At 68.2% G+C, this 12,977-nt stretch carries 13 protein-coding genes; 5 read left to right on the top strand and 8 right to left on the bottom strand.

Annotation, left to right across the window (positions count from 1 at the left end; genetic code table 11):
• Nucleotides 1-158 precede the first annotated feature (158 nt).
• A complete protein-coding gene (gene pnp / locus PVW49_RS03440) occupies nucleotides 159-2,291 on the bottom strand; it encodes a polyribonucleotide nucleotidyltransferase (RefSeq protein WP_274565727.1) in 2,133 nt (710 codons plus the stop codon).
• 316 nt (nucleotides 2,292-2,607) lie between these two features.
• Between pnp and PVW49_RS03435 the strand changes: the two genes are divergently transcribed.
• Entirely contained in the window at nucleotides 2,608-3,480 is an 873-nt protein-coding gene (locus tag PVW49_RS03435; RefSeq protein WP_274589905.1) for a PilZ domain-containing protein, read from the top strand.
• 57 nt (nucleotides 3,481-3,537) lie between these two features.
• On the opposite strand, the gene rpsO is transcribed toward PVW49_RS03435, so the two are convergent.
• The 4 genes from rpsO to truB form a co-directional block, all read right to left on the bottom strand.
• Nucleotides 3,538-3,807, bottom strand: a complete 270-nt coding sequence (gene rpsO, locus PVW49_RS03430; protein ID WP_048533422.1) for a 30S ribosomal protein S15 — start codon at nucleotides 3,805-3,807, stop codon at nucleotides 3,538-3,540.
• Nucleotides 3,808-3,962: 155 nt separating this feature from the next.
• Entirely contained in the window at nucleotides 3,963-4,952 is a 990-nt protein-coding gene (locus PVW49_RS03425) for a calcium-binding protein (RefSeq protein WP_274565729.1), read from the bottom strand.
• Nucleotides 4,953-5,043: 91 nt separating this feature from the next.
• A complete protein-coding gene (locus PVW49_RS03420; protein ID WP_074839077.1) occupies nucleotides 5,044-5,565 on the bottom strand; it encodes a DUF1643 domain-containing protein in 522 nt (173 codons plus the stop codon).
• Nucleotides 5,566-5,569: 4 nt separating this feature from the next.
• Nucleotides 5,570-6,481, bottom strand: coding sequence for a tRNA pseudouridine(55) synthase TruB (gene truB, locus PVW49_RS03415; RefSeq protein ID WP_274565730.1), 912 nt, complete (start codon nucleotides 6,479-6,481; stop codon nucleotides 5,570-5,572).
• A gap of 135 nt (nucleotides 6,482-6,616) precedes the next feature.
• Between truB and PVW49_RS03410 the strand changes: the two genes are divergently transcribed.
• The gene (locus tag PVW49_RS03410; RefSeq protein ID WP_274589904.1) at nucleotides 6,617-7,429 is read left to right on the top strand and encodes a class I SAM-dependent methyltransferase; all 813 of its coding nucleotides are present in this window, start codon (nucleotides 6,617-6,619) and stop codon (nucleotides 7,427-7,429) included.
• 27 nt (nucleotides 7,430-7,456) lie between these two features.
• Here PVW49_RS03410 and PVW49_RS03405 read toward each other — a convergent pair whose 3' ends face one another.
• Both PVW49_RS03405 and rbfA read right to left on the bottom strand, forming a co-directional pair.
• The gene (locus tag PVW49_RS03405) at nucleotides 7,457-8,197 is read right to left on the bottom strand and encodes a phosphodiester glycosidase family protein (protein ID WP_274589903.1); all 741 of its coding nucleotides are present in this window, start codon (nucleotides 8,195-8,197) and stop codon (nucleotides 7,457-7,459) included.
• Nucleotides 8,194-8,589 carry a 30S ribosome-binding factor RbfA gene (rbfA, locus tag PVW49_RS03400; RefSeq protein WP_074839088.1) on the bottom strand — a complete coding sequence of 132 codons (396 nt, stop codon included), beginning with the start codon at nucleotides 8,587-8,589 and terminating at the stop codon, nucleotides 8,194-8,196. The genes PVW49_RS03405 and rbfA overlap by 4 nt, the downstream gene beginning before the upstream one ends.
• An 82-nt stretch (nucleotides 8,590-8,671) precedes the next feature.
• Between rbfA and dapB the strand changes: the two genes are divergently transcribed.
• Nucleotides 8,672-9,490, top strand: coding sequence for a 4-hydroxy-tetrahydrodipicolinate reductase (dapB, locus tag PVW49_RS03395; protein WP_074839090.1), 819 nt, complete (start codon nucleotides 8,672-8,674; stop codon nucleotides 9,488-9,490).
• 97 nt (nucleotides 9,491-9,587) lie between these two features.
• On the opposite strand, the gene PVW49_RS03390 is transcribed toward dapB, so the two are convergent.
• Entirely contained in the window at nucleotides 9,588-9,779 is a 192-nt protein-coding gene (locus PVW49_RS03390; protein WP_048533415.1) for a DUF1674 domain-containing protein, read from the bottom strand.
• Nucleotides 9,780-9,851: 72 nt separating this feature from the next.
• On the opposite strand from PVW49_RS03390, the gene PVW49_RS03385 reads away from it, so the two are divergent.
• Together PVW49_RS03385 and PVW49_RS03380 are read left to right on the top strand one after the other, a co-directional pair.
• Complete coding sequence (locus PVW49_RS03385; protein ID WP_074839097.1) at nucleotides 9,852-11,114, top strand: RsmB/NOP family class I SAM-dependent RNA methyltransferase; 1,263 nt, start codon at nucleotides 9,852-9,854, stop codon at nucleotides 11,112-11,114.
• Between the two features lie 108 nt (nucleotides 11,115-11,222).
• Nucleotides 11,223-12,974 carry a heparinase II/III family protein gene (locus tag PVW49_RS03380; RefSeq protein ID WP_048533413.1) on the top strand — a complete coding sequence of 584 codons (1,752 nt, stop codon included), beginning with the start codon at nucleotides 11,223-11,225 and terminating at the stop codon, nucleotides 12,972-12,974.
• The last annotated feature ends 3 nt before the right edge of the window (nucleotides 12,975-12,977 follow it).

The raw sequence follows: 12,977 nt of genomic DNA, 5'->3' as shown, positions 1-12,977 counted from the left end.
ATCCCCGTCCCGGACCCGATCCGGGACCTCACCCCCCCTGCCAGCCATGAGGCCCCGGATCGGGTCCGGGGCGCGGCGCGTGTCTGACCTGTCGCAGCGCAATGAAAAAAGCCCCGGCGTCTCCACCGGGGCTCTTCGTATCTCGCATGAGGCGCGGGTTATTCCGCGCTCTCTTCCTTCTTGGCCTCTTCGCCGGTCTCCTGATCGACGACTTTCATCGACAGGCGCACCTTGCCGCGATCGTCGAAGCCCAGCAGCTTGACCCAGACTTCCTGGCCTTCCTTGAGCACATCCGAGGGATGGTTCAACCGGCGGTTCTCGATCTGGGAGACGTGCACCAGGCCGTCACGCTTGCCGAAGAAGTTCACGAAGGCGCCGAAATCGACGATCTTCACGACCTTGCCCTTGTAGATCTTGCCTTCCTCGGGCTCGGCCACGATCGAGTGGATCATGTCATAGGCCTTCTGGATGGCTTCCCCGTCCGGCGAGGCGATCTTGATGATGCCGTCGTCGTTGATGTCGACCTTGGCGCCCGATTGCTCGACGATCTCGCGGATCACCTTGCCGCCCGAGCCGATCACTTCGCGGATCTTGTCGGTCGGGATCTGCATGGTCTCGATGCGCGGCGCGTGGATCGAGAATTCCGCAGCGCCGGTCAGCGCCTTGTTCATCTCGCCCAGGATGTGCATCCGGCCGTCCTTGGCCTGGGCCAGGGCGTTCTTCATGATCTCGGGCGTGATGCCCGCGACCTTGATGTCCATTTGCAGCGACGTGATGCCGTTTTCGGTGCCCGCGACCTTGAAGTCCATGTCGCCGAGGTGATCCTCGTCGCCGAGGATGTCGGTCAGGATGGCATAATCGCCGTCGTCTTCCAGGATCAGGCCCATGGCCACACCGGCCACGGCCGATTTCAGCGGCACACCGGCGTCCATCATCGACAGCGAGCCGCCGCAGACCGAAGCCATCGAGGACGAGCCGTTCGATTCGGTGATCTCCGACACCACGCGGATGGTGTAGGGGAAGTCGGTCGGCGCCGGCAGAACAGCTTGCAGCGCGCGCCAGGCCAGCTTGCCGTGACCGATTTCACGACGGCCCGGAGGGCCCACGCGACCGGCTTCACCGACCGAATAGGGCGGGAAGTTGTAGTGCAGCAGGAAGTTGGATTTGAAGTTGCCGTGCAGCGCGTCGATGAACTGTTCGTCATCGCCGGTGCCAAGCGTGGTCACCACGAGACCCTGGGTCTCGCCCCGGGTGAACAGCGCCGAACCGTGGGTCCGCGGCAGCAGGCCGGTTTCGCATTCGATGCCGCGCACGGTCTTGGTGTCACGGCCGTCGATCCGCTTGCCGCCCTTGACCACGTCGCCGCGCAGGATGCCGGCTTCGAGTTTCTTGAGCGCCGCGCCGAGATTGGCGTCTTCGAGCTGCTCTTCGGTCAGCTTTTCCTTGATCGCGGTGCGCGCGGCGTTGACCGCGGCGGTGCGCTCCTGCTTGTCGGTGATGGCGAATGCGGCGCGCATCTGCTCTTCACCGGCGGTTTTCACCGCGTCATAGAGCGCGGAGTAATCCGGCGGCTGGAAGTCGAAGGGCTCTTTCGCCGCTTCTTCGGCCAGGCTGATGATCAGGTCGATCACCGGCTGGATCTGCTCATGCGCAAAGGTCACCGCGCCCAGCATTTCCTCTTCGGTCAGCTCGTAGGCTTCCGATTCGACCATCATCACGGCGTCCTTGGTGCCGGCGACGACGAGGTCCAGACGCTGTTCGGGGTTGAGGCGCAGGTCGTGCATGTCCTCGACCTCGGGGTTGAGGATGTAGTCTCCATCCACGTACCCCACGCGGCAGCCGGCGATCGGGCCCATGAAGGGCGCGCCGGAGATCGTCAGCGCGGCCGAAGCGGCGATCATCGCCACGATGTCGGGGTCGTTGACCAGATCGTGGCTCAGCACGGTGCACATGACGAGGACTTCATGCTTGAAGCCGTCAACGAACAGCGGGCGGATCGGGCGGTCGATCAGGCGTGCGGTCAGCGTCTCTTTTTCGGTCGGACGCGCCTCGCGCTTGAAGAAGCCGCCGGGCACCTTGCCGGCAGCATAGTATTTTTCCTGGTAGTGCACGGTCAGGGGGAAGAAATCCTGGCCCGGCTTGGGCTCCTTGGCGAAGGTCACGTTGGCCATGACGGAGGTCTCGCCCAGCGTGGCGATGACCGAGCCGTCGGCCTGGCGGGCGACCTTGCCGGTTTCCAGCGTGAGCGTCTCTTCGCCCCACTGCATGCTTTTCTTGGAAATGTTGAACATCTGCGTATCCTGTATGGGGCGCTCCCGGGCGTATCCCGGGTCCCCGTTTGAATGGCGGCCCCATTGCCGCCGACCCCTTTCATCATTTCATGCGCCGGGGTCAGAGCGTCACGTCTCAGATGCCGGCTGGAATACAGGGTTTCACGCCACTTGGAAAGACGGGATGTGGATAGCTTTGTACACGGGCGGATGCGGCCCCTGGGGCGGGCGGGCTTAAGCCTTTCGTAAAGACGCTGTGCTAGTTCTCGCCGCGTCAGGCAGGCAATTGCCGGCGCGGCAGTCTTTGACACGTCGACAGGGGGCTGGACCAGTGCGAATGTCCGATTTCAGATCTCTTCTGGCGGCCGGCCTCATGCTGGCGGCGTCTGTCGCGACAGCCGCGGCCGAAGAGGCCTGTATCTTCGAGGCCTGGCTGCTGCGAATGGTGCATCAGACCAACGCGGTGGCGGCGGCGACCGGAAAGCCCGGCCTGGTGCGGCAGCAGGCCGGGCTTGCCCGGACACTTGCGGCGTTTGACCGGCCCGAGATGCGCCGTGCGATGGCGCGCGAAGGCTATGGTGATTTTGCGCCGCTGACCGGCCGGCATGTGGCCTCGGCCCGGGCTCTGCTGGCCAGCCCGCCGGGCAGCCCGGGCCGCGACGCCGCGTTGCGCCGGCTTGGCGGCAGCGGCGCGCGGCTGCTGGCGGCGGTGGCCCGGATCGATTGCGCCGCGACAAGCGAGGAGCCCGCCCGAAGCGCGACGCGAGAGGCCGGAACGGCCCCGGGCGCAGGTCGTGGCACCGGGCTCTGGCCGGCATTCGACGGATCGGCCGGGCTCGCGCTTTTGTTGGCGGCGGCGGCGTTGGCCGGGCTGCTTCTGCTGGAACACCGGACCCGTTCGCGCAAGCGGCGGAACCGGCGCTTTGTCTGCGATATCCCCTGCCGCATCAGGCTGCGCGGCAGGCTCCATGACAGCCGGATCGTCGATATCAGCGAGGCGGGCGCCAAGCTTCAGCTGGGGATGGAGGGCAGTGGCGATGCGCCGGTCGATATCGAGGCCGGCACGTTTGCGGCGGCGGGGCGGGTGGTCTGGGCCAACACGCATTATTGCGGCGTGGTGTTCGACCGGCCGCTGGCCTCGGGCCAGTTGCAGGAGGCGATGCTGGCGGGCTGCGGGCCGGCCCCGCACCCGGCATCGGTGCAGACATGACAACGCCCGCCAGTTTGCACTGGCGGGCGTCACGGAGCCTTGCGGATCCGAAAAACCTTAGCGGCGGATTTCGAGACGCTTGATCAGGTCCTGATAGCGTGCCTCTTCCTTGCCTTTGAGGTAGTCGAGCAGTTTCCGGCGCTGTGCCACGAGCTTCAGGAGGCCACGGCGGGAGTGGTTGTCCTTCTTGTGGGTCTTGAAGTGCTCGGTCAGCGTGCGGATGCGCGAGGTGAGGATGGCCACCTGAACTTCGGGCGAGCCGGTGTCGCCGTCCTTGGTGGCGAATTCCTTCATCACGCGGTTCTTTTCTTCCACAGTAATCGACATCGGGGTCTCCTTTCGGAAATCTAAAGGGTTATGGCGCAAGCCGGGATGTCGTCCAGCAGGGCCCGTGGAGATGGTGCGCCCCGGCCGCGAAGCCGGGGCAAGAGCTCCCTATAGGGCAATTTTCGCGGTTTGGAAAGGGCCGAGCGCCATGGCTCTCATGCGGCAGGGGGAAGCACCTCCCATGCGGCGGCCTCGGCCTCGGAAACCAGCAGGATATCGGCCATGGTCATGTCTTCCGCGCCGCGCAGAAGCGCTACCTCCTGGCCGTCCACTGACATGCGCAGCACGTTGGGATCGTCGGCATCTGGCGCAATTGTCACATCGACGCCGCCGGCCGGGTCATCGGAAATCAGCAGGATCCGGTCCTCGCCCGGTTCGAAATCGATCAGCGTGATCTGCTGCCCGGGATGGCCGCGCAGCACGATGTCATCGGCGCCGGCGCCGCCGGTCACGACATCGCCATCGTCGGCAAGGATCCGGTCGTCGCCGGCGTTGCCGTTGAGATAATCCACCGCATCGTCCCCTGCCTCGGTGCCATCGAGCAGGTCGTCGCCGGCGCCGCCGAACAGCGAATCGCTGCCCTGGCCGCCGATCAGCGTATCGGCGTCATGCCCGCCGAGAAGACCGTCATCGCCGGCGCCGCCGATCAGCGTGTCGTTGCCCTGGCCATCGGTCAGAACGTCGTCGCCGGCCCCGCCCCGCGACAGATCGTGCCCGCCGTGGCCATAAAGCGCGTCATTGCCGTCGTCGCCCGAGAGCGTATCCGCCCCGGCCTCGCCGTGCAGGGTGTCGTCCTCGCTGCCGCCGTGCAAGAGATCGTCGCCGGCAGCGCCCCAGATCCAATCCTCGCCGGCTCCGCCCGACAAAAGATCATCGCCGCCCCGGCCATCGATCGCATCGCTGCCGCCACCGCCGGAGATCAAGGAGACGCCCTCGCCACCGGCAAGCGTGTCGGCGCCCGCGCCGCCGGTCTGCGTGTCGGGCTCTTCGGCGGGTTCGAGCATGCCGGGCGGGCCGAGGTCGTCCTCGGTCAGCTCGGGCGCCGTCGTCCGGCCGCCCGGGTCGTCGTCGTCATCGCCAATCGTGCCGATCATCACGACCGAGCCGACAGCGGCCATGCCCAGAAGGCCCGCAATCAATAACATGGTTTCACACCCTTTGTCCCGCGGGCAGTATCCCGCCGCAGCGCCCGCAGGGCAAACCAAATCGGATCAAATGGTTAACGGTTTCAGGTATTTACCCGGCGTTTACCACAAAATGCTGTGGTTTCTGCGCGTAGGAGACATACAGCGGATGACGCGGCAGCCCGTGCCGGGTGAGCCCGAGCGCATAGAGTCGATCCTGCGCCGGTGCCATCAGCGCCAGGGCCTCGGTGTCGCGGGCGCGGTGGGTGCCATGCACGCCCCAGGCGGCCAGCACCATGTCGGCCTCGTCGCAGGCGCGGCTGAGAAAGCCGTCGTTTTCCGGCCCGACCGGCGCTTCGGCGGCACGCAGATCCTCCGGCGCCGTGGCGCGGAAGGCAAAGAGGTTGACCACGTCGAGCGCGCCGAAGCCCAGGAGCCGCGCGCGTTTCTCGCAGCGCGCGATGGTCGGATCGTTGACCTTTTCGCTGGCGGTCGAAGGGTTGAGCATGACAAAGACGATGCGCCCCGCCGTCGCGTTCCAGACCCGCGTCAGGCGGTAGCGGTAGAGCCCGCATTCGCTGTAGATCGCTTCCGAGCGGCAGTCGGGCGTCTCATGCGTTTTGGTGACGAGCATTGGCCTAGCCGGTGACAAACACGCGCGAGGGTTGCAGCTTGCCGCCGCGGTATTCGCCAACGGCCACCGGCGTGCCCTGATGGCTGACCCAGACGGTCTCGCCAAATTCGACATCGCCGCCGCCGGTCACCTCGGCCGGGTTGCCATTGCGCAGCCGGGTGGCGGATTCGACACCGCAATGCAGCTCGGGCAGATCGCCAAGACCGGTTTCCAGGGGCAGCAGCAGGGCGTCGAGCTCGGGCGTCTGTGCCAGTTCCTCGACCCGGCCCAATGCCACCGCAGTTTCAAGATCGAACGGTCCCGACCAGATCCGCCGCAGGGTGACCACATGGCCGAGACAGCCCAGCACCCGGCCCAGATCGCGGGCAATGGCGCGCACATAGCCGCCCTTGCCGCAGGTCATTTCCAGCACCGCGGTGTCGGCATCCGGCCGGTCGACCAGCAGCAGCTCCTCGACCCAGAGGGGCCGCGCCGCGATTTCGACATCCGCGCCGTCGCGGGCCAGCTTGTAGGCCCGTTCGCCGTCGATCTTCACCGCCGAGAATTTTGGCGGCACCTGCTCGATATCTCCGACGAACTGGCCCAGAGCGGCCTTGATCTCGTCGTCGCTGGGGCGGCTGTCCGAGGTCTCGATCACCTCGCCCTCGGCGTCATCGGTGTTGGTTGCGGCCCCCCAGCGCACGGTGAATTCATAGGCCTTCATCGCGTCGGTGACATAGGGAACCGTCTTGGTGGCCTCGCCCAGCGCCACCGCCAGCAGGCCGGTCGCCTCGGGGTCGAGCGTGCCGGCGTGGCCCGCCTTCTTGGCCTGAAACGCCCAGCGCACCTTGTTGACGACGGCGGTCGAAGTGGGGCCCGCGGGCTTGTCCACCACCAGCCAGCCGGAAATGTCGCGCCCCTTGCGTCTGCGTGCCATGATGTCCCCGCGATGTGTGATCAGAGCGGGCGGGATAGAAAACGCCGGCGCAGCCGTCAATAGGGCGCAAGAAAAACCCGAGCGCGCGGCGGTTCTGTGCTAGATTGGAGCCCTGCCATATTTGCGAGGGCTCTGATGGCGGGAGGTGACACGGATTTTGCCGGATCGATCCCCGAGATCTACGACGCCTGGCTGGTGCCGCTGATCTTCGAGGCGCATGCCGAGGACATGGCGCAGCGGGTGGCGGCGCTGGCGCCGAAAGACGTGCTCGAGACGGCGGCGGGCAGCGGTGTGGTCACGCGGGCGCTGGCGCCGCAACTGGCGGCGACCACACGTTATGTCGCCTCCGATCTCAACCCGCCGATGCTGGCGCGGGCCGCCGCGCGGCAGCCCGAGGGCAAGGGCGTGCACTGGCAACCGGCGGATGCGCTCGACATGCCCTTCGGCGACGCAAGCTTCGATGTGGTCTGCTGCCAGTTCGGGGTGATGTTCTTTACCGACCGCATCGCCGGCCACCGCGAGGCGCGGCGTGTGCTGCGGCCCGGCGGGCGCTATATCTTCAGCACCTGGGACGAAATCGCCGAAAACGGTTTCGCCGATTGTGTGGCCCAGGCGGTGGCCGAGGTCTTTCCCGAGGATCCGCCGGATTTCCTGGCCCGCACGCCGTATGGCTATCACGATCCGGCCGGCATCCTATCCGATCTCCGGGCGGCGGGTTTTGCCGATATCGCGGTCGACACGATCGCCGGCGAGAGCCGGGCAGCCTCGGCCCGGGAGCCGGCGGTGGCCTTTTGCCAGGGCACGCCGCTGAGAACCGAGATAGAGGCGCGCGACCGGTCACGGCTCGAAGAGGCGACGGCACAGGCGCAGGCGCGGATTGCCGCGCGCTACGGGCCGGGGCCGGTGACGGCGCCGATCCGCGGCCATGTGGTGACCGCGCTGCGTTAGGCCGGCGCGGCCGCCCGGGTTCGGAGCTCAGGGGTCGGGCACCACCACGGCGACGATCGGCCCCATGGGAAAGCCCAGATCGCTGCGGCCGATGTCGGGGGCATGCAACCGCGAGACATTGCCATCGAGAAACAGCGCCTGCGGCACGCCGAGCACGTCGCGGAAGAAGCTGGCGAATTCCCAGAAGGTCACGGTGTTGTTGGAAATCACGAAATAGGCGGTTTTCCCGTCCCCGGAGGTGCCGACGCCGTTGCGGATAAAACGCGAGGTGCCGTCGGGCAGGAAATCGGGGTGCAAGTCGCCATCGATCACCAGCATCGGGCCGGATTGCGTGGCATAGCGGCAATCGGGCGCCTGATCGAGATATCTGCGGGTCTCGATCACATCGGCGCGGCCCGGACGCAGGCAGAGCACGCCATTCGGCAGCAGGCCGAAATTGCCGGGCCCCTCGTTGGCGATCACCCGCATCTCTTCCTCGCCCTCCTCGATGTAATGGCCCACCGGGGCGCGGTCGTCGTGGTACATGCCGCCGTTGGTGGCAAAGCGCAGCTGCTTGCCCTCGGCCTGCACCGCGCGTTCGAGATTGGCAAAGGTGCCATAAGGCGCGCCGGCCTCATCGGCGCGGTAGAGCCGCAGCTCCTCCTCGCCGGGGCTCACCTTGCAGACGGTGAACCGGTTGCCTTCGTACCGCTCGTCCGAACAGGTCACCGCCATGGCCGGCGCCGCCACCAGAAGCAGCAGGGCTGTCAGTCCGCCGCGCAGCCTCATTCGTCCAGGTCGCGCCGGACGTTTTCCTGGGCGAACATCCGGCGGGTGTCTTCGAGCCGGTCGAAGGTGTCATCCAGCCGGAACCGCAGGTCGGGCGAAAACTTGATGGTCAGCTGCTTGTTGACCAGCCGGCGAATCTCGCCCTTGTTGCGCGCCAGAAGCGCCACGACGTCCTCGCCGCCCTGGCCGCCCAAGGGGCAGACATAGGCGGTGGCGATGCGCAGGTCGGGTGACATGCGCACCTCGCCCACGGTGATCGACACGCGGTTGAGATCGGGGTCATGCACCTCGCCGCGCATCAGAAGCTCGGAAAGGGTCCGGCGGATCAGCTCGCCGACCCGAAGCTGGCGCTGCGAGGCGCCCTGACCGTCTGGTATCTTGTTCTTAGCCATATCTGGCAGATACGCTTTCGCGCGGGCTTTGCCAAGTCGGGCGGCAGGCGGTATGTGGGGGCAAGCACAGGAGATCAGAGACATGAGCGCACCCCTTCCCGGCATTGTGATCACCGGCGCATCCGGCCGGATGGGCCAGATGCTGATCCGCAGCGTGAGCGAAAACGACCGGATGCGGCTGGCCGGCGCGGTCGAACGCAAGGGCCACGACTGGGTGGGGCGCGACGTCGGCGAGGCCATGGGCGGCGCAGCGCTGGGGGTGACGGTGACCGACGATGCGCTCTCGGTCTTTGCCGAGGCCCAGGCGGTGATCGATTTCACCGCGCCGGCGGCGACGGTGGAATTCGCCCATCTGGCGGCGCAGGCGCGGCTGTGCCACGTGATCGGCACCACCGGCATGGAAGAGCAGCACCTGGCCAAGATCCAGGCGGCGGCGCGCCATGCGGTGATCGTGCGGGCCGGCAACATGAGCCTCGGGGTCAACCTGCTGACGCTGCTGACGGAGAAGGTGGCGCGGGCGCTGGACGCGGAGTATGACATCGAGGTGATCGAGGCGCATCACAACCGCAAGGTCGACGCGCCCTCTGGCACCGCGCTGATGCTGGGCGAGGCGGCGGCCCGGGGCCGCGGCGTCGCGCTGGCGGATGTCGCCGACCGCGGCCGCGACGGCATCACCGGCGCACGGCAGACGGGCGACATCGGTTTCGCGGTGATTCGCGGCGGCGATATCGTCGGCGAGCATGACGTGATGTTCGCCGCCGCCGGCGAGCGGATCACCCTGCGGCATGTGGCCTCGGACCGCTCGGTCTTTGCCCGTGGCGCGCTGAAGGCGGCGCTCTGGGGCCAGGACAAGGCGCCGGGGGAATACGACATGATCGACGTGCTGGGGCTGCGGGACTAGGCGGTTCGGCCGGGCGGACGCGGGGCAGGGGGCGCTGCCCCCGGCGCCTGGCGGCGCCTCCCCCGAGGGTATTTCCGGCAAGAGGAAGCCCGCAGGCTCAGAAATCGATGGCGAGGCCCTTTTTCTCCCAGTCGCCGTAGCGCACGGGTTCGGGGCCGTCGCGGCCGCCGAGTTCGGTGGGCAGGGGCGTCTGGCCGGCCTGTTCGATGCGGCGGGCGTCGGCCTCTTCCAGGGCGCGGCGGGCGGCATCGGGCAGGGCGGCGCGGCGTTGCGCTTCGGTCTGGTCCATCGGGCTTTCCTCTTTTCGTCCTCCCAGATATACGCCGGGGCTTCACATGGGCAAGCGGTCTGGAGGTCGCGGATGGCAGCAACGGCACGTGCGGGAGCGCTCTGGCTTCTGGGGCAGGTTCTGGCCGAGGGGCGGCTTCTGTCGGAACTGACCGGCACGGCGCAGCATCTGCGGCTCGATCCGGCCGAGCGGGCGCGGGCGCAGCGGCTGGCGCTGGAAACGCTGCGCGGGCTGGAAAAGGCGGACCGCGTCGTGAAGCCCTATCTGCGCAAGATGCCGCCGCTGGCGGTGCGTAACGTGCTGCGGCTGGCCACGGTCGAGCTCTGCCAGGGCGGCGATGCCCATGGGGTGGTGAACGAGGCGGTGGCGCATGTGCGGCGCGGCAAGCGGACCGCGGCCTATGGCGGCATGGTCAATGCGGTGCTGCGCAAGGTGGCGCTCGAGGGGCCGGCGAAATGGGCCGAGCTGCGGGTGCCGCATCTGCCGAAGTGGTTGCGCCAGCCCCTGGCCGAGGCCTGGGGCGGCGCCACCGTGGCGGCGATGGAAGCGGTGCATTTTGCCGGCGCGCCGCTCGATCTGACGGTGAAATCCGACGCCCGGGAATGGGCCGCGCGGCTGGGCGGGGCGCTGCTGCCGACCGGCTCGGTCCGGCTGACGGCGCCGGGGCAGGTCTCGGCCCTGCCGGGCTTCGAGCGCGGCGACTGGTGGGTGCAGGATGCCGCCGCCGCCCTGCCGGTCCGGGGGCTGGGAGAGGTTGCGGGGCTGAGCGTGCTCGACATGTGCGCCGCCCCCGGGGGCAAGACCCTGCAACTGGCCGCCGGGGGCGCCGATGTCACGGCGCTGGACATTTCCGAGGGGCGGCTGGCGCGGGTGCACGAGAACTTGGCGCGCACCGGGCTGAGCGCCGCGGTGGTGACGGCGGATGCGCTGGCCTTCGCGGGCGGGCCGTTCGATGCGGTGGTGCTTGATGCGCCCTGTTCGGCCACCGGCACCATCCGGCGGCATCCCGATCTGCCGCTGGTGCAGCGCGGCGAGGCGATCGGCGGGCTGATCGAGCTTCAGGCAGCGCTGCTGGACCATGCGCTGACCCTGCTGAAGCCGGGCGGGCGGCTGCTGTATTGCACCTGTTCGCTGCTGCCCGACGAGGGGGAATGCCAGATCGAGGCGGCGCTGGCGCGGCATGAGGGCCTGCGGGTGATGCCCGGAGCCTTCGATCTGCCGGGGGTGGCGCCGGACTGGCGCAGCGACGACGGCGGGCTGCGGCTGCGGCCGGATTACTGGGCCGAGCGCGGCGGCATGGACGGGTTCTACATGGCCTGCCTGACCCGGGGATAACCCGGCCGCTGCCGGTCGCGGCGGGTGTTTTCAAAGGTGACTTTGTGCCGCGGCACGGCTATGCTCGGCCTCATATAACGCACGCCAAGTGCGCCAGAGGCAGTGCAGATGTCCGAGTACGAAAGCTGGTCGGCGCGACAGACGCGCCTGATGCACCGCGTTCATGCGCGGCTGGCCGCGCGGGCGCGCGCGGCGACGGCGTTCGTGTCGCAGCCCGAACCGCGCACCATCGGCAGCTTCAACCGGGGCCGGCAGCTGATCGCCGGCAACCTGATGTTCGCCGGCCATCTGATCGAGGCGAAGGGCGCCATGCTCTGGGATCTCGACCCGCCCGATCAGGCCTTCCTCGAACAGATCCACGGCTTTGGCTGGCTCGACGATCTGGCGGCGGTGGGCGATCTGCGGGCGCGGACGGTGGCGCAGGACTGGCTCTGGGGCTGGATCGACCGTTACGGGCGCGGCAGCGGGCCGGGCTGGACGCCGGATCTGACCGGCCGCCGGCTGATCCGCTGGACCCATCATGCGATCTTTCTGCTGCGCGCGCTGGAGCCGGCGCAGTCGGCGGCCTATTTCCAGTCGCTGGCGCATCAGACCCGGTTTCTCGGGCGGCGCTGGCACAAGGCGGCGCCGGGGCTGCCGCGGTTCGAGGCGCTGACCGGGCTGCTCTATGCCGGGCTGTCGCTGAGCGGGATGGAGCGCCACGTGGGATCGGCCACGGCGGCGCTGGCGCGGGAATGCGCCGGGCAGATCGACGACCAGGGCGGCATTCCGACCCGCAATCCCGAAGAGCTGCTCGAGGTTTTCACCCTGCTCACCTGGGCCGCCGCGGCGCTGGAGGAGACCGGCAATCCGGTGGCCCCCGAGCACCAGACCGCGATCACCCGCATCGCCCCCACCCTGCGCGCCCTGCGCCACAGCGACGGCGGGCTGGCGCGGTTTCATGGCGGCGGGCGGGGGCTGGACGGGCGGCTCGACCAGGCGCTTTCGGCCTCGGGGGTGCGCAAGGGCGCGCAGGGGCTGGCGATGGGCTTTGCCCGGCTCTCGGCGGGCCGCACCTCGGTGATTGTTGATGCCAGCCCGCCGCCCGAGGGCGCGGCCTCGTTCAACGCCCATGCCTCGACGCTGGCCTTCGAGCTGACCTCGGGGCGGCGGCCGCTGATTGTCTCCTGCGGCTCTGGCGCGCATTTCGGAGAGGATTGGCGCCGCGCCGGCCGCGCCACGCCGTCGCACAGCACCCTGGCGCTCGAAGGCTATTCCAGCGCCCGGCTGGGCCGCGAGGGCCGGGTGGCCGGCGCGCGACGCGAGATGCTGGAAGATGCGCCGGAGGAGGTGCCGGTCGAGATCGGCCATGCCTCTGACGGGCTCAAGCTCGAGGCCGGGCATGACGGCTATGTCGACACCCATGGCCTGACCCATGCCCGCATCCTCGAGCTGACCTTCGATGGCCGCGGGCTGGTGGGCGAGGACATGCTGCTGGCGCTGAAATCCTCCGACCGGAAGCGATTCGACCGGGTGCGTCACGCGGCTGGCAAATCGGGCATTCCCTATCATGTGCGGTTTCACCTGCATCCCGATGTCGATGCCGAGGTCGACATGGGCGGCATGGCGGTCTCGCTGGCGCTGCGCTCGGGCGAGGTCTGGGTGTTTCGCCACGAAGGCGGGCTCGAAATGACGCTGGAACCCTCGGTCTATCTCGAAATGGGGCGTTTGCGGCCCCGCGCGACGAAACAGATCGTTTTATCTCACCGGGCAATGGAGTATGCGACGCGCATTCGCTGGTCTCTGGCCAAGGCGCATGACACTGCCGTGGCGGTGCGCGACCTGACCACCGACGACGAAGACTACGATTTTGACAGCTGACCG

It is taken from the genome of Marinovum sp. PR37 (genome assembly GCF_028807375.1).
In the GTDB taxonomy this organism is placed as follows: Bacteria; Pseudomonadota; Alphaproteobacteria; order Rhodobacterales; family Rhodobacteraceae; genus Marinovum; species Marinovum algicola.
The sequence above is the reverse complement of the archived record's forward strand: the minus strand, read 5'-3'. Positions and strand labels throughout refer to the sequence as shown.

Excerpts from the sequence above, each read along its gene's own strand:
- PVW49_RS03435 (WP_274589905.1), top strand. The coding sequence starts at position 2,608 with ATGTCCGATTTCAGATCTCTTCTGGCGGCCGGCCTCATGCTGGCGGCG.
- PVW49_RS03385 (WP_074839097.1), top strand. The coding sequence starts at position 9,852 with ATGGCAGCAACGGCACGTGCGGGAGCGCTCTGGCTTCTGGGGCAGGTT.
- PVW49_RS03390 (WP_048533415.1), bottom strand. The coding sequence starts at position 9,779 with ATGGACCAGACCGAAGCGCAACGCCGCGCCGCCCTGCCCGATGCCGCC.
- rbfA (WP_074839088.1), bottom strand. The coding sequence starts at position 8,589 with ATGGCTAAGAACAAGATACCAGACGGTCAGGGCGCCTCGCAGCGCCAG.
- PVW49_RS03410 (WP_274589904.1), top strand. The coding sequence starts at position 6,617 with ATGGCGGGAGGTGACACGGATTTTGCCGGATCGATCCCCGAGATCTAC.
- dapB (WP_074839090.1), top strand. The coding sequence starts at position 8,672 with ATGAGCGCACCCCTTCCCGGCATTGTGATCACCGGCGCATCCGGCCGG.
- PVW49_RS03420 (WP_074839077.1), bottom strand. The coding sequence starts at position 5,565 with ATGCTCGTCACCAAAACGCATGAGACGCCCGACTGCCGCTCGGAAGCG.
- pnp (WP_274565727.1), bottom strand. The coding sequence starts at position 2,291 with ATGTTCAACATTTCCAAGAAAAGCATGCAGTGGGGCGAAGAGACGCTC.
- rpsO (WP_048533422.1), bottom strand. The coding sequence starts at position 3,807 with ATGTCGATTACTGTGGAAGAAAAGAACCGCGTGATGAAGGAATTCGCC.
- PVW49_RS03380 (WP_048533413.1), top strand. The coding sequence starts at position 11,223 with ATGTCCGAGTACGAAAGCTGGTCGGCGCGACAGACGCGCCTGATGCAC.
- PVW49_RS03405 (WP_274589903.1), bottom strand. The coding sequence starts at position 8,197 with ATGAGGCTGCGCGGCGGACTGACAGCCCTGCTGCTTCTGGTGGCGGCG.
- truB (WP_274565730.1), bottom strand. The coding sequence starts at position 6,481 with ATGGCACGCAGACGCAAGGGGCGCGACATTTCCGGCTGGCTGGTGGTG.
- PVW49_RS03425 (WP_274565729.1), bottom strand. The coding sequence starts at position 4,952 with ATGTTATTGATTGCGGGCCTTCTGGGCATGGCCGCTGTCGGCTCGGTC.